The following is an 18,898-nucleotide window of genomic DNA, read 5'->3' on the forward strand; positions in this document are numbered from 1 at the left end:
GGCCCGGCGCTAGACTGGTCCCGTTATGAATCGCACAATATTCAAGTCCAAGATCCACCGCGCCACGGTCACGCACGCGGACCTCCACTATGTCGGCTCGGTCACCGTGGACCTGGATCTGCTGGAAGCGGCCGACATCCTTCCCGGCGAGCTGGTGTCCATTGTCGACGTCACCAACGGGGCCCGCCTGGAGACGTACACCATCGCCGGCGAGCGCGGTTCAGGGGTGATCGGGATCAACGGTGCCGCTGCGCACCTCATGCACGAGAACGACATCATCATCCTGATCACCTACGCCCAGATGACCACGGATGAGGCCAAGGCCTACAGCCCCAAGGTGGTCCATGTGGACAAGGACAACAAGATTGTCCAGATCGGCAACGACCCCGCGGAAGGCCATACGCCCGGGATCATGCGCCCGCCGTTTGCGCTGAACAACGCCACGCTGAACTGACGGCCCCCAACCTGGCCCCGCGCCTTGCGCCGTAACAGGCGCCCGGCACTAATAAAGCTGATTACTCTGGAAGGGTGACCGCCACCCTTTCCCCGCCCAGCACGCCGCGGACCGCCGCGTGCTAGGCGTCCTCGCCGGATTCTTCGTGGTCTGGTGCATCATCCTGGTGGGCATGTTCGTCGGCCGGCGCGGGATCCTGGGCGAGAACGCCCGCTCCGTACTCAGCGCCCTGACGTTCTTCGTCGCCAGTCCGGCCCTGCTGTTCGACACCCTCAGCAAGGCCAACGTCCACAACATTTTCGCCGCCCCGCTCCTCGTGGCGGCGGTCGGCGCCTTCGCGACGGCGGGGCTCTTCTTCGTCATCGTCCGCTTCCTGCTCAAACGCACCCTGGCGGAATCCCTGATGTCCTCCATGAGCGCTTCACTGGCCAATTCCGCCAACCTCGGCATCCCCATCGCCGTGTACGTCCTGGGCGATGCCAGCTACGTGGCGCCGCTGCTGATCTTCCAGCTGGCGTTCTTCACTCCCCTGTTCCTGATGGCCCTGGACGCCACCACCAGCACCCACCGGACCACCCCGCTGAGCTTCGTGCTGATGATCCTGCGGAATCCTATGATCGTGGGCACCGGGCTGGGCCTGGCGGTGGCCGCAACCGGGTGGCAGGTGCCACCGCTGGTGATGGAGCCGATCCACCTGATCGGCGGGGCCGCCATCCCTGCCATGCTGCTGGCCTTCGGCATGAGCCTGAACGGCTCCCGCCCGCTGCAGGCCTCGGCCGGCCGCCGGACCGACACCCTCCTGGCCTGTGGCTTCAAGCTCGTGGTCCACCCGCTTCTGGCCTACCTCTTCGCGCGCTTCGCCCTGCATCTGGAGGACCAGGCACTTTTCGCCGTGGTGGTCACCTCCGCCCTGCCCACCGCGCAGAACGTTTTTGTCATCGCAACCCGCTACCGGACCGGCCTGGCCGTGGCCAAGGACACAGTGCTGATCACGACGGTGGTGGCCGTGCCGGCCATGATCGTTGTGGCCCTGCTCCTCACCTGACGCCAGCCCTGCCCTGCCCTGCCCGCCCGCCTTCCCGCACCAACACCAACCGGAGGACCCATTGACCACTCACCTGGACACCATCGTGATCGGGGGCGGCGCCATGGGCTCGGCGGCTGCCTGGGCCCTGGCCAGCCGCGGCCGGGACGTGACCCTGCTGGAGCAGTTCACCCCGGGGCACCGCAACGGCGCATCGCACGGCGCCACGCGGAACTTCAATCCCGGCTACGCCGATCCGGACTACGTCGCGATGCTGGCCGAAGCGGTCCGATTGTGGCACGAACTCGAGGCCGACGGCGGCGAGCGCCTGCTGGCGCGCACCGGCGTCGTGAACCACGGGACCGATCCGCGGCTGGGCGACGTTCGGGACGCCCTCCACGCCGCCGGCCTGCGGGCAGAGTTCCTGGGCGCCGCGGAAGCGGCCGAACGCTGGCGCGGCATCCGGTTCGACGAGGAGGTGCTGCACATGCCCGACGGCGGGCAGTTGAATCCCGACGCTGCCCTGCCGGTGCTGCAGCGCCTCGCCGCGGGCCGCGGGGCCGACATCCGGCACCGGGTCAAGGTGCTGGAGCTCGCAGTGAAGGACGACGGCGTCCGGCTGACGGTCGACGCCGACGGCCGGACCGAGGTGCTGGCCGCCCGGCAGGCCGTCGTCACCGCCGGCGCCTGGACCTCGAAGCTGCTCGGCGGGTTGACGTCCCTCCCCCGGCTCACCGTGACGCAGGAACAGCCGGCACACTTCGCCGTCACGGACGAGGGCGCGGTCTGGCCCGGGTTCAACCATGTTCCGGGCCACGGCGCGGAGTTCGCGGACTGGTACTCGCCGGTCTACGGGATGCAGACACCCGGCGAGGGAATCAAGGCCGGGTGGCACGGCGTGGGACCGGTCGTGGACCCGGACCGGAGGTCCTTCACGCCGGAGCCAACGCAAATGGCGGCGCTGCAATGCTACGCCCGGACCTGGCTCCCCGGAGTGGATGCCGACTCCCTGACGGATGTCAGCTGCACCTACACCACCACCGTGGACGAGAACTTCATCCTCGACCGCATCGGGCCGCTCGTGATCGGCGCGGGCTTCTCCGGCCACGGGTTCAAATTCACGCCCGTCGTCGGGCGGATCCTCGCCGACCTCGCGACCGGCGAAGGCACGGCGCCGGCCATCTTCTCGGCGTCCCGCCCGGGCGTCCGCTGATCCCTTGGTCGGTACAGAGGCAACGCGGGGTCAGACCGCGCCCCTCCCGCCCCTCGGCATGGACGCGATGTGACCCCGCGTTGTCGCCCGGCGCCGGTAGGCTGGGTCCGGCCTTATCCGCCCCGCAGATAACCGGGGCAACAGCACGAATTGGGGAAGAATTGCACAGCGATATTAGGCGCGGAGACAACCAGCGCCGGGACAAAAGACGCGGCACCACTGGATTTCGGACTGCTGGACCTCTGGCCGCTGGATCTCTAACGGCCAGGTCCGGCGCCGTCGACTGGATCGCGGCCGGACTGGCTGGGCTGCTGCTGGTTTCCGCCACGGCCTGCGCCAGCCCCGGGACGGCACCGGCCGCCGCCCCGACCGCCGTCGAGAGCTCCGCCCCGGCCGTGGATGGCGCCCCGCTGGACCCCGAGACTCCCGCCGCCGCCGAGGGCTCCAGCGCGCCCCACCAGCAGCCGGCGTTCGCCAGCAAGGCCCTGGAGGTGTTGGCCACGATCCCGGTCAAGGGCCGCGCGCCCAAGACGGGCTACTCGCGCGACCAGTTCGGCCAGGCCTGGGCCGACGTGGACCGCAACGGCTGCGACACCCGCAACGACATGCTCCGCCGGGACCTGAGCAACCTGGCCCTCAAGTCCGGCACCCGGGACTGCGTTGTCCTCTCCGGCGTCCTGACCGACCCCTACACGGCTACCCTGATCAACTTTCTCCGCGGCAGCAGCACCAGCGCTGCCGTGCAGATCGACCATGTCGTAGCCCTCAGCGATGCCTGGCAGAAGGGCGCCCAGCAGCTCACCGAGGCCCAGCGGCTCTCCTTCGCCAACGATCCGCTGAACCTGCTCGCGGTGGACGGGCCCGCCAACCAGCAAAAGAGCGACGGCGACGCCGCCACCTGGCTGCCGCCGAACAAGTCCTACCGCTGCGACTATGTGGCCCGCCAGATCTCGGTCAAGTCCAGCTACGGGCTGTGGGTCACCCGGGCCGAACACGATGCAATGGCGCGCGTGCTCGGGGACTGCCCTGACACGGCCGCGCCCACCAGCCAGGTTGCGCCCGCTCCCCCGGCGCAACCCCAGCAGGCAGAACCCCAGCCGGCACCCCCGGCCGCCCCGGCCAACGCCGCGCCCGCCCCGGCCAACGCCGCCCCGGTTCCCGCAGCCCCGGCTCCCGCGGCGGTGTACTACGCGAACTGCGCCGCCGCCCGGGCTGCCGGCGCCGCGCCGCTGCGGGCCGGCCAGCCGGGCTACCGCGAGAAGATGGACGGCGACCGCGACGGCGTCGCCTGCGAATAGCGCGCCACCATATGCAGGCCGTGCAGCGCCCGCAGAGCCCCTAGTTCTTCGGCAGCGCGTCGAGCAGCCGGGCGCAGCGGATGAAGCCCAGGTGCGAGTACGCCTGCGGGTGGTTCCCCAGATGGGTTTCCGTGCCCGGGTCGTACTCCTCCGGCAGCAGCCCGGTGGGGCCGAACAGGTTGACCAGTTGGTCGAACAGGTCCCAGGCCTCCTCGATCCGGCCCACCGCGACATAGGCCTCGATCAGCCACGTCGTGCAGATGTGGAAGCCGCCCTCCAGGCCCGGCAGCCCGTCGTCGTACCGGTACCGGAACACGGTTGGCCCCACGCGCAGTTCCCGCTCCACCGCCGTAACGGTGTCCAGGAAGCGCTGGTCCGCGACGTCCAGCAGCCCGGAGAGCCCGATGTGCAGCACCGCGGCGTCCAGGTCCGGGCTGTCGTAGGCCACGGTGTAGGACTCTGAGCTCTCGTCCCAGCCCTCGCGCAGGACTTCCTCCCGGATGGTCGCGGCGGTCGGTTCCCACTCGGGCAGCGGCTCCCGGCCGTGCCGGGCGGCGGTGCGCAGGGCGCGGTCCAGCGCCACCCAGCACATCACTTTCGTGTAAATGTGGTGCCGTGGCGCCCGCCGGGCCTCCCAGATCCCGTGGTCGGCCTCGTGCCAGCGGGCCAGCACGGCCGAGGCCATTTGGACCATCAGCTCCCAGTGGGCGTCGGCCAGTGCGCCCTGCCGGGCGCTCAGGGCATCGATCAGTTCGGCGATCGGCCCGAAGACGTCCAGCTGCACCTGGTGGTCCGCGGCGTTGCCGATCCGCACCGGCCGGGAGCCCGCGTAGCCGGGCAGGCTTTCGATGATGGCCTCGGTGGACAGCGGCGCACCCGTGACCGAATACAGCGGATGCAGCCACTCCGGGCCGGGGGCGTTGGCCAGGATCCGGCCCAGCCAGGCCAGGAATCCTTCCGCCTCCGCGGTGGAGCCGAGGTCCACCAGCGCGTTGACCGTCATGGAGCCGTCCCGCAGCCAGCAGTACCGGTAGTCCCAGTTCCGGGTGCCGCCGATCCCCTCCGGCAGCGAGGTGGTGGGCGCGGCCAGCACGGCGCCGGTGGGCTCATGGACCAGGGCGCGGAGCACCAGGGCCGACCGGCGGACCAGGGAGGGTTTCACGGCCGGCAGCTGCAGTGCCTGCACCCAGCGCCGGGAATGATGCGCGACGGCAGCGCGGCGCGAGTTCTCCTCCGGCGGTTCCGCCCGCTGGGGTTCCGTGTCGCCGCAGCGCAGGTTCAGCACCACCGGGCCGTACCGCAGCTCGACGTCGGCCGTGGCGGTGGCATGGCGGCCGTCCGAAGTGATGGTGAAGCCGACGCCGGGGGCGAGCAGGATGATCGGGTCCGCGGTCCCGACAACGTGCAGCTCCGGGCCGCGGGCTTCCATGCTGAACGGGGCGTTGGCGTAGTCCGGGCGCGGGGCAAAGACAATCCGCGCCGTGCCCGTGCCGGAGAGCACCCGGACCAGGCTGGTGATGCCGTCCGGCGCAGGCTCCAGGTAGTCCGTGACGGTGACGTCGGCCCAGCGGGTTTCCACGATCATGGTGCTGTCCACATAGCGCTGGCCCAGGACCTGCGAGGCCTTCACCGGTTCCACCGAGAAATGGCCCGCCGCGTCGCCGCCGAGGAGGTGGGCAAAGAGGGATCCCGAGTCCGGCAGGGGGTGGCTCATCCAGCAGATCCTGGCGTCCGGTGTGATGAGCGCGGTGGAGGAGCCGTTGCCGATCATCGAGTGCCGCTCCAGACCGACGGCGTCCTCCCCGAACAGCCAGGCCCGGCGGAGTTCAAAGAGGATGCCCAGGACCCGGGCGAAGGACTCCGGATCCCGCAGCCGGTGCGCCGCTACGGTCTGTCCCGCGCCGACGCGCAGGCCCAGGTCGGGGCCGCGCAGCGTGGCCATGGCGGCCTCGTCGCTGGAGGCGTCCCCGGCGTAGAGGGCGGCGCTGACCCCCAGCATGGACCGGAGGTGCTCCATGGCGGCGGCCTTGGACGGTTCCACCACGGACAGGTCCAGGACGGAGCCGTCGACAATGAAGTTCAGCCCGTGCGCCCGGGCGATTTCCTCCGCCTGCTGGGTGGCCAGCGCGACGACGTCGGGGGCGGCCGGGCGGGTGTGCACGGACACTGCGACCGGCTTGCGCTCGATGGTGATGCCGCGGTAGGCGCCCACGGTTTCGGCGAGGGCCTGGCTGGCCTGCTGCAGCACGGATTCGGTGGCCAGGGACAACCCGTGGGCGAAGCCCATGTCGAACTCGGCGCCGTGCGAACCGACGAGGTGCACCTCGGCCGGGAGCCGTGAGACGGCGGCCAGGTCACGCAGGGAACGCCCCGAGATGACAGCCGCGTGGGTGTTCGGGAGGGCGGCCAGCGCCCGGAGGGCAATCGCCGCACCGCCCAGTGGCAGGGTCTCGGTGGAGATTCCTTCCGCTTCGCACAGGGTCCCGCCGTAGTTGCAGGCCACGAGCAGCCCCGGGGTGCGGGCCAGGATCTTGAGTTCGGCCAGCAGTTGCGGCGTCAGCCCGTCGTCGGCGGCGTTGGTTTGCACAAAGGCGCGGAGCAGGCCCAGCGGCAGGGATTTCGTCAGGAGGGCAGAGTCGGCCAGGGACTGGTTGAGCGGAGTGGGCATGCGCGGAGTCCTTCGAGTCGTCCCCAATGCCTGCATGAGACCGTCCCCGCGGGACGTACTTCCAGTATCCGCCCGGCTCGATTTCCCCTGGGTGTCCCGGCGGTTGCGGGTGTGTAACATCCGCCGGGCCGCCGGGACCCGCGTCACTCAGGGCAGGTCTTCGGCGACCAAGAAGCCCTCCCGCCGCGCCAATCCGCGGCAGGACGGCGTCGAGCCCCGCAAAAGCCTGCCGTGCGTGACGGGGCCGGGTGGCACCCGACGGCGGCGCGGGCGCCGACCCCTAAGGCTAAACCCGGACCAGTCCGGCGACGTCGGCGAGGAGCTGCACCGAGCGCAGCCGGGCCTCCGTGCCCGTGCTCTGGTGCGCGACGATCAGCTCGTCGGCGTCGGCGTGGGCGGTGAATTCGTCCAGGTATTCCAGCACGGCGTCCGGGGTGCCGACGGCGGAATACTTCATCATCTGGGCCACGTGCTGGCCCTGCGGCGAGTCCAGGATCATGTCCGCCTCGTCGTCGCTGAACTCACGGCCGTTGCCGAAGAACAGCGAGACGCGGGCGCGTTTGGTTGCCCGGAACATCTCCTGCGCCTCGGCCGCGGAATCCGCCGCGATCACGTTGACGCCGGCGATCACGTGCGGGGCGTCCAGTTGCGCGGAGGGCTGGAAGTCGCGGCGGTAGATGGCGACGGCGTCCTGCAGCGCGTTGGGCGCGAAGTGCGAGGCGAAGGCGTAGGGCAGGCCCAGTTGCGCGGCGAGCCTGGCGCCGAACAGCGAGGATCCCAGGATGTACAGCGGCACATTGGTGCCCTTGCCCGGGGTGGCTTCCACGCCCTGGATGCGGGTGGGGCCGGTCAGGTAGCCCTGGAGTTCCAGCACGTCCTGCGGGAAGCTGTCCGAGGACATCGGGTCGCGGCGCAGGGCCCGCAGCGTGTTCTGGTCGCTGCCGGGTGCACGGCCCAGGCCCAGGTCGATGCGTCCCGGGTGCAGGGTTTCGAGGGTGCCGAACTGCTCAGCGATGGTCAGCGGGGAATGGTTGGGCAGCATCACGCCGCCGGCGCCGAGGCGGATGCTCCCGGTCTGCGCGGCGACGTGGGCGATCAGCACGCTGGTGGCCGAGGAGGCGATGGCCGACATGTTGTGGTGCTCGGCATACCAGACCCGCCGGTACCCCAGCTTCTCGGCAAGTTGCGCCATCGCGACGCTTCCCGCGAGGCTTTCTGCCGCCGTCTGGTCCTTGCCGATGGTTGCCAGGTCAAGGATGGAAAGCGGAACAGTCACGGAAAAGCCGGCCTTTCGTAGCGGGGAAGATTCAGGTGCCGCGCCGGATCACGGCACGCTCACACTGGCGACAACGACGCCGGGCCCCGGGTTATTTCTGCCCCGGCTGTGGCGCTCCCCATGTAGCCGGCGGCCGCTCAGGGGCACGAATAGTTGTAGTCCAGCCCCGCGGAGATGTACTGGGTCACCGCGACGCGGCCGCCGGGGGTCAGCGCCGGCAAAGAGCAGTTGGCTTTGGCACCCGTGAGGGACCGCGCGCCGGCGAGCCAGCTCGGCAAGCCGGCGAGCGGGCTGCTTGCCGGAACCGTGCCGGCAATCTGGTTCCACTGGTACCCCGTGGAATACAGCCCGACTTTCGCGTTGATGCTCTTGAAGTAGGCGGCCATGCCTTCGAGGTCGGCGACGTTGGAGGTCTTGTCCGGCTGCCAGCTGTTTTCGGTCTCCACGTCCAGCCACCACAGGTACTTTTCCGGATTGTCGACGCCGCGGATGGTGGCGTCGTCGTAAGCCTTCGCATAGCCGTACATGTAGGAGCAGGCCCGGAAATCGCCCTCGCCGCTGCCGCAGACACCATACGGGTTGGCAACGTCGGCACCGCCGTAGCGATTGGAACTCGGCCACCATGAGCCCTGGAGGCCCGGGTTGGCCGTATTGACGTACAGCGCCACCCGAGGCTGGGCCGTGAGGGCCGGGGACGGGGCGGTGTTCGCCCAGGTGAGCTGGGCCGGCAGGCACGGGTTGGTGGTGTTGGCGAGGCCGTTGTTCACGCCGACGATCGCGAAAGCCGGCTGTTTGGGGAGGGTCTTGCCGCATTGGGGCCAAGAAACGTCGATGCCGACCGGCTCGGCATTTCGGGGCGGGGCCGCACTGGCCGTTCCACCGCCCAGGAGGACAAGGCCAAGCGTGATGGCGGCAGAAACCAGCTTCGTCAATACCCGGGTAGCCATGCCCCAGCTTACGACCGGCCCCTGCCCCGGGCCGGGAAACCCGCCGTGCGCGTCGGCGGTTGGAATACTCAGCAGGCTGAGGGAGTTGCCGCCCCTAAGTCCCTTCACTTTCCAACGCCGGCCCGCTGGCCGGCAGAACAGGAGCCTCACATGGCAAGCATTCTGATGGTCGTATCCGCCGCCGATTCCCTCACGATGCGGGACGGCAGCAAACACCCCACCGGCTACTGGGCCGAGGAACTGGTGGTTTCACACCAGACCCTCCGCAACGCCGGGCACACCGTCCACATCGCCACCCCCGGCGGCGCCAAGCCCACAGTGGACGAGGTGAGCCTTGCTGCCGAGTCCGCCGGTGGCCAGGACCGCGCCGACAGCTTCCGCAAGTACCTCGCCGGGATCGACGCCGAGCTGTCCGCGCCGCTGGCGCTGGCCGACGTCGACCCCTCCGGCTACGACGCGATCGTCCTGCCCGGCGGCCACGGCCCCATGGCCGATCTCTACCAGGACGCGAACCTCGGCAAAATCCTGGTGGCGGCCAACACGGCCGGCACCATCATCGCGCCGTTCTGCCACGGCCCGGCCGGTCTGCTGAGCGCCACCGACGACGCCGGTACGTTCGCCTTCGCGGGACGCAGCCTCACCGTATTCACGAACGAAGAGGAACTGGGCGGCGGCACCGGGCCCAACACGCCGTGGTTCGTGGAGGACGTGCTGCGGGACAAAGGCGCCGTCGTCGAGACCGCCGCCGCCTGGAGCTCCCATGTGGTGCGCGACGGCAATCTGATCAGCGGCCAGAACCCGCAGTCCAGCGAGGACGTGGCGCAGGAAGTCCTCAAGGCCCTGGCCGGGTAGCGACCCCGCCGAAGCCGGGTCCGGGTTGCCGGACCCGGCTAAGCTGTCCGCATGGCCATCAAATCCACTGCAGATAAAGTCGCCACCATCCAGAAGGGGTACACCCTCGAGGGCCCCACGATTGAACTCGGCGCCGCGATCATCGACGGCGAGGTCCACAAGGACGCCCCCGTCCGGCTGCCGCTCTCGATGATGAACCGCCACGGGCTGGTGGCCGGAGCCACCGGCACGGGCAAGACCGTCACGCTGCACATGATGGCCGAACAGCTCTCCGCCGCCGGGGTCCCGGTTTTCCTGGCGGACATCAAGGGCGATCTGTCCGGGCTGGCCACTGCCGCCGCGGGCAGCGAAAAACTGCTGGCCCGCACGGCAGGGATCGGCCAGCCCTGGTCCGGCAAGACGTTCCCGGTGGAATTCCTGGCCCTGGGCGGCGACGGCAACGGGATCCCGGTGCGCGCCACCATCACGTCCTTCGGGCCCATCCTGCTCTCCCGCATCATGGAGCTCAACGACACGCAGGAATCGAGCCTGCAGCTGGTGTTCCACTTCGCCGACAAGAACAACCTCGAACTGATCGACCTGAAAGACCTGCGCGCCGTCATCCAGTTCCTCACCTCCGCCGAAGGCAAGGACGAACTCGAGGAACTCGGCGGGCTGTCGAAGGCGACGGCCGGCGTGATCCTCCGTGAACTCATCACGCTCGAGGCGCAGGGCATGGAGAAGTTCTTCGGCGAACCCGAGTTCGACACCGCCGAACTGATGCGCACGGTCCCCGACGGACGCGGCGTCATCACCTGCCTGGAACTGCCCACCCTGCAGACCAAGCCGATGCTGTTCTCCACCTTCCTGATGTGGCTGCTGGCCGACCTGTTCGAGGACCTACCCGAGGCCGGCGACCTGGACAAGCCGAAGCTGGTGTTCTTCCTGGACGAGGCCCACCTGCTGTTCAACGACGCCTCTAAGGCATTCCTGGACGCCATCACCACCACCGTGCGCCTGATCCGGTCCAAAGGCGTCGGCATCTTCTTCGTCACCCAGACCCCCAAGGATGTCCCCGCGGAGGTTTTGGGGCAGCTCGCCAACCGGGTGCAGCACGCCCTCCGGGCCTACACGCCGGAGGACGCCAAGGCGCTCAAAGCCACCGTCTCCACGTTCCCGATGAGCGACTACGACCTTGAGGAGACACTCACCTCGGCCGGCATCGGCGAGGCGGTCATCACCGTCATGAACGAAAAGGGCGCCCCGACGCCGGTGGCGCTCACCCGCCTGCGCGCGCCCGAATCCGTCATGGGTCCCAGCGCCGACGCCCTGATCTCGAGCACCGTGGCCGGCTCGGCGCTGCTGCCCAAGTACGGCACCGCCGTCGACAACGTCTCCGCGTACGAGAAGATCTCCGGGAAGGCAGCGGCGGACAGCGGCGAGGCGGAGTCACCGGCTCCCGGCGCCGGCACGTCCGGTGTCGACGCGGAGGCGCGGCGGATCGAGGAGGACATATTGGGCCGCCCCAGCAGCCTGCCCGCGCCCGCTCCCGCATCTCAAGAGACCCGCCAGGAACCTCAGCGCCAGTCACCCCGCCAGCCGCAGCGGCAACCCGCGGACGACGGCGGCACGGCCGGGGACCTTGCCGGCGCTCTGGGCGGCGCCCTCGGCGGCGGGCTCAAGAGCATGGCCCGCTCGCTGGGGACCCAGCTCGGCCGCGAACTGCTCCGCGGCGTCTTCGGCACGGCCCCCAAGCGCCGCCGCTAAAGCGCCGCCGCTGAGCGGACCTTGTCACATGGGGCCCTTGTGACAAGGGGATTCCTGTGGGGTGCAGGTAACGTAAGGTAAGTGCAAATGAGTCAGGCGTTGGTCAGGATCGCAGCCGGGTGGCTGCTGGGCCTGATGCTTGCCGTGGCCGCGGGCGTCGTCGCGATCAATATCGTGAACAACTCCATTGCGAGCCCGCAGCAGCCTGTCCGCGAATATCTCGACGCCTTGCAGAAGGGCGAGGGCGAGAAAGCCCTCGGCTTGTTGCACGCCACCGTGCCCCAAAGCAGCGCGGCGATGCTGGACGGGACGGCATTGCAGACCGCCGCCGCGCGGATCAGCGGTGTGAAGTACGGCGAGGCGGAGGACCGCGGTGGCAACCGGGTCATGGTCCCGGTTGAATACACGATTGACGGCAGCACACTGCGGACGGAGTTCCTGCTGGAAAAGTCCGGCACGGACTGGCTGTTCTTCCACAGGTGGGCCATTGTCCCCGCCGCCCTTCCGGTCCTGGACGTCACTGTGGTCAACGCCAATGAGGCCACGCTCAACGGGGTGCCGGTGAACATGCCCAACGGCCGCAACTCCTTCGCCGTCTTCTACCCCGGCGAGTACGAGGCCTCACTGGCCGGTGAGTACTTCTCCGCCCCGTCCACCAAGGCCACGCTGTCCGGCCGCGAGGTCCCCGCAGCCCCGCTGAACCTGATGACCGAGGCCACGGACGGGCTGAAGGACGCCGTGGGCAGCAAGGTGAAGGAGTTCCTGGACACCTGCGCCGACACCGCCGACAAGCAGCAGAAGCTCCAGCCGGACTGCCCGTTCTACCACACCACCAACAACCGCGTCGTCGACGGCACCATCGACTGGAGCATCACGGAGTACCCCACCGTCAGCATCGAGCCCTTCGGCGGACGCTGGGTGGTGGCGCCCCTGAACGGCAAAGCCCAGATCAAGGCCCAGCAGGTGGACCTGTTCACCGGGGCCGTGACTGAACTCAACGCTATCCACGATTTCAGCTTCACCACGCGCCTGGACATCGACGCCGAAACCGTCAAAGTCACCCCGCTCCTGAGCTACTAGCCCCGGCTGCGGCGGCACCCAGGGCGTCCGGGCGTCACGCCAGGCAGTCTTTTGGCCCAGCCAGCCGCGCCGCACCCCGTCATTCCGCGAAAAAAGTGGTTTCCCGCTGCCAAAAACCTGCCTGCCGTGACACCTAGACCTGCAGATTCACCCCGGCGAGGACTGCCCGGACCTCGGCCAGCATCAGCGCCGGGTGGTGCACGACGTCGTCGTAGTAGTACCGGAGCACGGAGTAGCCACGGACTACGGATACGTTGTTGCGCCGCTGGTCTTTCTTGACCTGGGTCCACTCACCGTGATGGCGTCCATCCAGCTCCACAATCAGCCTGCCCTCCAGCAGGAGATCCACGTATCCGACGCCATCAATGTGGACTTGCGTTTCCACGCTGATGCCCGCCTGGCGGAAATACGTCCTGGCAAGGGTCTCCAGCATGGATTCGGCACCACCGTCCACCCAGTCCAGGACCTGGCGGGCGCGGCCGTTGCGCTTCCCGGGGAGTCGCTCCCGCAGGAACCCGACTGTCATATCGCCCCGGCCGACGGCGCAGTCCACCATGACCAAGGATTCAGCGAACGGCAGGCACCTCAGCGCGTGGAGGAGCACGTCGCCCAGGGCAGCAACCGGCCGGTGCGGATGCGGCTCCAGGAGCAGGCCGAAGTGGCCAATCTGCCCTTCGAAGGCTTCACCGCGTCTGTGCTGCACATGGATGGGCCCGGTGGAGTTCATGGACCAGAGCCGGTAGAAGGGAGCCGCGCTGCTGCATGTGAGGAGCTGGCGGTGCTGCAGCAGCGCCACATGGTCCGGGGCCGCCGTCGGGAGCGCATAGAGGCCGCGGTTCGGCTGCAGGACGCCGGCCCTTACCGCCCGACGTAGCGCGGCGTCGTCGATCCCCAAGCGGGCCAGCGCAGGCCGCCGGGCCGCTCCCCCGCAGATGGCCAAAGCCCGCAAGACATCCATGGGGCCATCGTTTCCCCCGTCACGCGTCGCCGGCAGTCCGTTGACCTTCTATGTGGACATCTTCACGTCACGGGGAGCATTGTTTTAGGGCCGCCGAGGCGTCGAATCCCCGAAATTCTGCGGATCCGGGGGCCTGTTAAACCCAAAAGGCTGCTGCCCGTGACGCCAGCGTCACGAACAGCAGCCAAAACCGGGCCACCCCGGGCGGAGGTCAGTCCATTCCGCGCAGGTCCAGCACCAGCTCGGTGTCCCCGTCGGCCTGCAGCAGCACCGGGATGCCCCAGTCCTGCTGGTACAGGTGGCAGGCGGCGTGATCCGGGATCTCGCCGTCGGCGTCCTCCGGGCCGTCGCAGGCCGCGGCGCGGGCGGTAATGTGCAGCACGCCCTCGGGAACGTCGGAGGACAGCTCCAGGGTGCGCTGCAGCCCCACAGACGTTCCGCCGCCGGACACGAGCAGCTCCGGTGGGGTGGAGGAGATCTTCAGCTGGGTCGGGTCGCCCCAGCGGTCGTCCAGCTTCTGGCCGGTCGGCGCGGTGAAACGGACGGCCAGTTCCAGCAGACCGGGGGCCACGGGGCTCTTGGGCCTGTGGGTCTGCGCCGCGCCCTCGTCCACCTGCTGCGCTTCCTTGGGGATTGGCACATAGACCAGCTGGTGCTTGTTCGCCTCGACCACCACCAGGAGCGGCTCCGCGCCGGCCACCTGGGTGTGGTCCACGATCACGTCGGAGGGCTCGGACAGTCCGCGCGCCAGCGTGGAGACCGTGCCGGAGGACGGGTCGTAGCGGCGGACGGCGCCGTTGTACGTGTCGGCGATCGCCACCGAACCGTCCGGGAGCACCGTCACCCCCAAGGGATGCTGCAGCCGCGCCTCAGAGGCGGGGCCGTCGCGGAAACCGAAGTCGAACAGGCCCTTGCCGACGGCTGACTCGACGGTAACCGAACCGCCGTCGGCGATCACGAGCTTGCGCAGGGCGGAGGTCTCGGAGTCCGCCACCCAGATGTTGCCGTCGGCATCCTCGGCGAGGCCGGAGGACTGGGCGAACCAGGCTTCCTCGGCAGGGCCGTCCAACAGGCCTTCGAGGCCGTTGCCGGCGATGATGGACACGGCGCCGGAGCGCGGGTCGAAACTGAAGATCTGGTGCACGCCGGCCATCGCCACCACGACCGCGTTCAGCTTGGTGGACCAGACAACGTCCCAGGGCGAGCTGAGGGAAACCCGCAGCGGGTCCGCCTCCAGGCGGGCGCCATAAGCGGCGCCCTCCTCGTCCACCCGGGCCGGGCCCGTCTCGAGGAGCCGCTGCACGCCGTTGCCGGCCAGGGTGCTGACGGTCCCGTCCGTGAGGGACAGCCCGCGGAGCCGGTGGTTCACGGAGTCGGCAATCACGACGTCGTAGCCGGTCTCGGCGGCGACGTCGTCCGGGAGCAGCACCAGGCCCTGGGGTTCGTTGAAGCGGGCTGTGGCCGCGTTGCCGTCGGAATGGCCCTTGTCACCGGAGCCGTAGGTGGCCAGCACGGTCTGGAAATCGGTCGAGAGCTCCACGAGGCGGTGGTGTCCGGTGTCCGTGACCAGCCAGGAACCGGCTTCCGAGGCGCTTCCGACGCCGCGGCCGTCGGGGAGGAACAGCGCCTTGCCGGGGAACCGCAAGGTGCCCGACGTCGGCTCCGGCGCCACATACGGCCCGTCGCCGCGGTGCAGGGTGCCTTTGGCCTCGTGTTCGGCGATCAGCTCCGGGATGAGCACGGCGAGGCCGTCGGCGTGGCCCTCGCCGGAGAGGTGCGCCACGATGTAGCCCTCGGGGTCGATGACCACCAGCGTGGGCCAGGCGCGCGCGGTGTAGGCCTTCCAGGTGTCCAGCTCGGGATCGTCCAGGACCGGGTGGCGGATCTCGTAACGCTCGACGGCGGCGGCCAGCGCCACCGGGTCCGCCTCGTGCTCGAACTTGGGAGAGTGCACGCCGACCGTGACAAGGACGTCGGAGTACTGCTGCTCGAGCGGGCGCAGTTCATCCAGCACGTGCAGGCAGTTGATGCAGCAGAAGGTCCAGAAGTCCAGCAGCACGATCTTGCCGCGCAGGGATTCCAGGTCCAGGGACTTGCCGCCAGTGTTGAGCCAGTTGCGGCCCACCAGCTCGGAGGCCCGGACCCGGAGGTGGGTGCGTACGGTTTCGGTCATGAGCGTCCTTCCAGCTTTGAGTTGCGTTCGGCCAGCCGGGCATCGCGCTCGGCCAGCTTGGCAAACATATCGTTGTAAGCGGTGAGATCGGCGTCGTTATTCCTGTCCGCCGCCCGGTCGGTGCGTTTGGATTCGCGCGCATCGGAGCGGGACCACTGGACGGCGACGCCGATCGCCACCAGCAGCGTGGGCACTTCGCCGATGCCCCAGGCCACCGCGCCGCCCAGCTGCTGGTCCAGCAGGGCCGATTCGCCCCAGGTCCGGCCGAGGTTGCCGAAGTAGTCCGCGGCCAGCAGCCCGGTGCCGCCCATGATCGCGACGCCGAAGAAGGCGTGGAAGCCCATCGTGGCCAGCAGGAGCAGCAGCCGCATGGGGTATGGCGCCCGCCGGGGCAGGGGGTCGGTGCCGATCATGGTCAGCACGAAGATGTAGCCGGTCAGGGCGAAGTGCAGGTTCATCAGCTCGTGGCCCACGTGGTCCCGCATCGCATACCCGAAAGCGTCCGAGTAGTAGAACAGCACGATCGAGCCGGCGAAGTTAGCGGCGGCGAACAGCGGGTGTGTGACGAGCTGGGAGAACTTCGAGTGGATGAGGATGAGCAGCCATTCGCGCGGGCCGCGGGAACTGTCCCGCCGCGGCGTGAGCGCGCGCAGGGCCAGGGTCACGGGGGCGCCGAGGACGAGGAAGATGGGCGCCACCATGGTCAGTGCCATGTGGTCCACCATGTGCGCCGAGAACAGCACCCGGCCGTAGACCGCCGGCGGACCGGACGTCACGTAGGTGAGGACCCCGAGCCCGATCACCCAGTTGACGGCCCGGAACCAGGACCAGGAGTCCCCGCGCCGGAGCACCTTCCGCATGCCGAGGATGTAGGCCACCAGGCCAAAGACGGCGACGGCGACCCAGAGCCAGTCGGGCCGCCATTCGGTCAGCCAGCGCTCTGGGGTAAGTTCGGGCGGCAGGTCGTAGCCGGAGACGATGAAGGCCGGGGTGGCGTTGGGGGCCAGCGTCTCGCCCTGCGGCGGCGCGGAGCGGCCGAGCGCGACGGCGACGCCCGACGTCGTTCCCATCACGAGCAGCTCGACCGCGATGAGCTGCCAAAGCACGCGGCGGGCGGACAGACCGCCTGTTTTGCTGACCAGCTGCGGGATGACCCAGCGCCGGTGCATCAGGCCGATGCCGCCGAGGACGAGGGTCGCCGCCGTCTTAGCCAGGATCAGCTGCCCGTAGGCCGAACCGAAGAGGTCGCTCCAGGACGTGAGTCGGATGCTGGAATTGATCACGCCGGAGGCGAAGACGAGGATGAAGGCGAATCCGGCCAGGGCGGAGAACCGGCGCAGCGTCGGTTCGGTGATGTCCGGGCGGCCGCCGGTCTTCGCGCCGGACGCAGAGGCTCCCAGCACACCGGACAGCAGCGCGAGGATGATGATGCCGCCGACCCAGGCCGATACGCCCACCAGGTGCAGGCCGAGCGAGTTGATGGCGCCCTCGTGGTCGGCTGCGCTGGCGGAGTGCCCGATCAGCGCTGAGGGGACCAGCCCGATGAGCGCGAGCACCAGGGTGGCGGCGAGGCCGCCCAGGGAGCGGACGCCGAAGAGCGCCGTGGTGACGACTGCGGCGATGATGACCACGGCCAGCCAGGCGCGGCCGGTCTCGATGTCGGTCATGAAGTAGACCAGGGAACGGGTGAATTCCGGATCCCCCGAGATGCCCTGCCCGGCGATGTCCGAGTAGCTCAGCACCAGGACCGCAATCGCCGACAGGGTCCAGACGGCGCCCGCCGCGGCGGCGACTGCCAGCGCGCGGGTGAAGGCCGGGTGCTCCGGGGCGTCCGTGGCCTTGGACCGCGAGAGGGCCAGCGAGCGGGGCAGGATTCCGACGGCAAAGAGCAGCCCGCCGATCACGGTGGCCAGCGCGACGTTGTGGACGGCCTTACTGACCGGAAGACCCCAGCGGACCAGTGCACCCGGATCAGAAACCTCCCGGGCTGCTGCTGCACCGGAGAACAGCAGGGCGGCGATAAGTCCCAGGAACAGGCCAGCCAGGCCCGCGAACAGCCAGGGCCGGGAGATCCCGGCGGGACCCGCAACAGGGCCCCTCCCTCCCCCGGTCGGGGTGGGAGCGGTTGCGGTGGCACGGGGATTTGCTGCGGAAGGCACAAGTCCATTGTCCGCCACGCCCCGCCTGCTCACCGAATCGGCAGCTGCCCGAAAACACCCGGGCGCCGTTGCCGGACGCCGCTTAACCAAAAAGGAGCGGCGACCCAGAGGGTCGCCGCTCCTTTCAAGCATTCAAGAAGACTACTTCTTCTTGGAGACCGCAGCCTTCAGCTTGGAGCCGGCGGTCAGCTTAACGCTGTGGCCCGCGGCGATCTGGATGGTCTCGCCGGTCTGCGGGTTGCGGCCGGTGCGAGCTGCACGGTCGGTGCGCTCAACTGCGAGCCAGCCCGGGATGGTGATCTTTTCGCCCGCGGCGACAGAGGTCTCGAAGACCTCGAACAGTGCATCCAGCACGGAGTTGACGGCTGCCTGGCTGGTGCCGGCCTTGCCTGCTACCTCTGCAACAAGTTCACTACGGTTCTTAGCCATTTATGTCCTCCTGGACGGTCATGATTTCTGGAGCCTGCACACGGCATGCGCACAAGCCACTGTCCGAAAACTTACCAGCTTGCTGCCGCCGAGGTGGCAAATTCCGCGTGTTTTCGGCCTTTTTTGAGGAAAAACCCGCGAATCGGCGCCTTTCGAGGCATTATTTCGCCATCAGCGGACGCTCCCGCAGCTCCGGCGGCATCCGCCCCGATGCTCCCGCAAATCCGGCGCTATCCGGGGCGGCGCTGCCGCGCCCGTCCCTGAGGCCGACGACGGCGGCATCCGGCCGGCTGCTGGCCTGTCGCATGCGGTTCGGCTTCTGCGCGTGATGGCACCGGGTCGCCGGCGATGGCGGGTTGTCCTGGACGCTCCGGCAGGATGTGCGGGAGGGCCGGGTTTTATGCCGCCGGCGGTGCAGGAGGGTGCGGGTGTGGCCGGCAGGAGGTGCGGGAGGGTTCTGGTTGTGGTTTGTGGGTTAAATGCGGGAGAGCCCCAACCTGTGGTTGGGGCTCTCGACCGTGTAATGATGTTCCGGCGGTGACCTACTCTCCCACACCCTCCCGGGTGCAGTACCATCGGCGCTGTGGGTCTTAGCTTCCGGGTTCGGAATGGGACCGGGCG

14 protein-coding genes and 1 rRNA gene are annotated in these 18,898 nt (G+C 69.1%); 7 read left to right on the forward strand and 8 right to left on the reverse strand.

Annotated features, from left to right (window positions below; all coding sequences use genetic code 11):
* Positions 1-25 precede the first annotated feature (25 nt).
* The 4 genes from panD (at position 26) to AC1DF4_RS10740 (ending at position 3,989) form a co-directional block, all read left to right on the forward strand.
* On the forward strand, positions 26-454 hold the full coding sequence (panD, locus tag AC1DF4_RS10725) for an aspartate 1-decarboxylase (RefSeq protein ID WP_224047853.1): 429 nt from the start codon (positions 26-28) through the stop codon (positions 452-454).
* A gap of 118 nt (positions 455-572) precedes the next feature.
* Complete coding sequence (locus AC1DF4_RS10730; protein ID WP_476912881.1) at positions 573-1,499, forward strand: AEC family transporter; 927 nt, start codon at positions 573-575, stop codon at positions 1,497-1,499.
* 61 nt (positions 1,500-1,560) lie between these two features.
* A complete protein-coding gene (locus AC1DF4_RS10735) occupies positions 1,561-2,691 on the forward strand; it encodes an FAD-dependent oxidoreductase (protein WP_476912882.1) in 1,131 nt (376 codons plus the stop codon).
* A gap of 161 nt (positions 2,692-2,852) precedes the next feature.
* Positions 2,853-3,989, forward strand: a complete 1,137-nt coding sequence (locus AC1DF4_RS10740; RefSeq protein WP_476912883.1) for a GmrSD restriction endonuclease domain-containing protein — start codon at positions 2,853-2,855, stop codon at positions 3,987-3,989.
* A 40-nt stretch (positions 3,990-4,029) separates the two neighbouring features.
* Here AC1DF4_RS10740 and AC1DF4_RS10745 read toward each other — a convergent pair whose 3' ends face one another.
* The 3 genes from AC1DF4_RS10745 to AC1DF4_RS10755 form a co-directional block, all read right to left on the reverse strand.
* The gene (locus tag AC1DF4_RS10745) at positions 4,030-6,657 is read right to left on the reverse strand and encodes a trehalase-like domain-containing protein (protein WP_476912884.1); all 2,628 of its coding nucleotides are present in this window, start codon (positions 6,655-6,657) and stop codon (positions 4,030-4,032) included.
* A 286-nt stretch (positions 6,658-6,943) separates the two neighbouring features.
* On the reverse strand, positions 6,944-7,933 hold the full coding sequence (locus AC1DF4_RS10750) for an LLM class flavin-dependent oxidoreductase (RefSeq protein WP_476912885.1): 990 nt from the start codon (positions 7,931-7,933) through the stop codon (positions 6,944-6,946).
* A gap of 137 nt (positions 7,934-8,070) precedes the next feature.
* Positions 8,071-8,880, reverse strand: a complete 810-nt coding sequence (locus AC1DF4_RS10755; RefSeq protein ID WP_476912886.1) for a glycoside hydrolase family 25 domain-containing protein — start codon at positions 8,878-8,880, stop codon at positions 8,071-8,073.
* 150 nt (positions 8,881-9,030) lie between these two features.
* Here AC1DF4_RS10755 and AC1DF4_RS10760 point away from each other — a divergent pair, with 150 nt between their 5' ends.
* The 3 genes from AC1DF4_RS10760 (at position 9,031) to AC1DF4_RS10770 (ending at position 12,558) form a co-directional block, all read left to right on the forward strand.
* Complete coding sequence (locus tag AC1DF4_RS10760) at positions 9,031-9,732, forward strand: type 1 glutamine amidotransferase domain-containing protein (protein ID WP_476912887.1); 702 nt, start codon at positions 9,031-9,033, stop codon at positions 9,730-9,732.
* 51 nt (positions 9,733-9,783) lie between these two features.
* Entirely contained in the window at positions 9,784-11,478 is a 1,695-nt protein-coding gene (locus tag AC1DF4_RS10765; RefSeq protein ID WP_476912888.1) for a helicase HerA-like domain-containing protein, read from the forward strand.
* Between the two features lie 87 nt (positions 11,479-11,565).
* The gene (locus tag AC1DF4_RS10770) at positions 11,566-12,558 is read left to right on the forward strand and encodes a hypothetical protein (protein ID WP_476912889.1); all 993 of its coding nucleotides are present in this window, start codon (positions 11,566-11,568) and stop codon (positions 12,556-12,558) included.
* A gap of 133 nt (positions 12,559-12,691) precedes the next feature.
* On the opposite strand, the gene AC1DF4_RS10775 is transcribed toward AC1DF4_RS10770, so the two are convergent.
* From AC1DF4_RS10775 to rrf, 5 genes are all read right to left on the reverse strand, one after another.
* Positions 12,692-13,516, reverse strand: coding sequence for a DUF559 domain-containing protein (locus AC1DF4_RS10775; protein WP_476912890.1), 825 nt, complete (start codon positions 13,514-13,516; stop codon positions 12,692-12,694).
* A 211-nt stretch (positions 13,517-13,727) separates the two neighbouring features.
* Positions 13,728-15,689 carry an NHL domain-containing thioredoxin family protein gene (locus tag AC1DF4_RS10780; protein ID WP_476912891.1) on the reverse strand — a complete coding sequence of 654 codons (1,962 nt, stop codon included), beginning with the start codon at positions 15,687-15,689 and terminating at the stop codon, positions 13,728-13,730.
* Entirely contained in the window at positions 15,686-17,848 is a 2,163-nt protein-coding gene (locus AC1DF4_RS10785; protein ID WP_476912892.1) for a bifunctional copper resistance protein CopD/cytochrome c oxidase assembly protein, read from the reverse strand. Before AC1DF4_RS10785 ends, AC1DF4_RS10780 begins: the two co-directional genes overlap by 4 nt.
* Positions 17,849-17,989: 141 nt before the next feature.
* The gene (locus AC1DF4_RS10790) at positions 17,990-18,277 is read right to left on the reverse strand and encodes an HU family DNA-binding protein (RefSeq protein ID WP_024367639.1); all 288 of its coding nucleotides are present in this window, start codon (positions 18,275-18,277) and stop codon (positions 17,990-17,992) included.
* A gap of 529 nt (positions 18,278-18,806) precedes the next feature.
* Positions 18,807-18,898 (reverse strand): 5S ribosomal RNA (rrf, locus tag AC1DF4_RS10795); the annotation flags it as partial.

The sequence above is a fragment of the Arthrobacter sp. 05N429 genome (assembly GCF_056397045.1).

Coding starts and splice junctions, on each gene's coding strand:
- panD (WP_224047853.1), top strand. CDS start 26: ATGAATCGCACAATATTCAAGTCCAAGATCCACCGCGCCACGGTCACG.
- AC1DF4_RS10745 (WP_476912884.1), bottom strand. CDS start 6,657: ATGCCCACTCCGCTCAACCAGTCCCTGGCCGACTCTGCCCTCCTGACG.
- AC1DF4_RS10755 (WP_476912886.1), bottom strand. CDS start 8,880: ATGGCTACCCGGGTATTGACGAAGCTGGTTTCTGCCGCCATCACGCTT.
- AC1DF4_RS10760 (WP_476912887.1), top strand. CDS start 9,031: ATGGCAAGCATTCTGATGGTCGTATCCGCCGCCGATTCCCTCACGATG.
- AC1DF4_RS10765 (WP_476912888.1), top strand. CDS start 9,784: ATGGCCATCAAATCCACTGCAGATAAAGTCGCCACCATCCAGAAGGGG.
- AC1DF4_RS10770 (WP_476912889.1), top strand. CDS start 11,566: ATGAGTCAGGCGTTGGTCAGGATCGCAGCCGGGTGGCTGCTGGGCCTG.
- AC1DF4_RS10775 (WP_476912890.1), bottom strand. CDS start 13,516: ATGGATGTCTTGCGGGCTTTGGCCATCTGCGGGGGAGCGGCCCGGCGG.
- AC1DF4_RS10780 (WP_476912891.1), bottom strand. CDS start 15,689: ATGACCGAAACCGTACGCACCCACCTCCGGGTCCGGGCCTCCGAGCTG.
- AC1DF4_RS10790 (WP_024367639.1), bottom strand. CDS start 18,277: ATGGCTAAGAACCGTAGTGAACTTGTTGCAGAGGTAGCAGGCAAGGCC.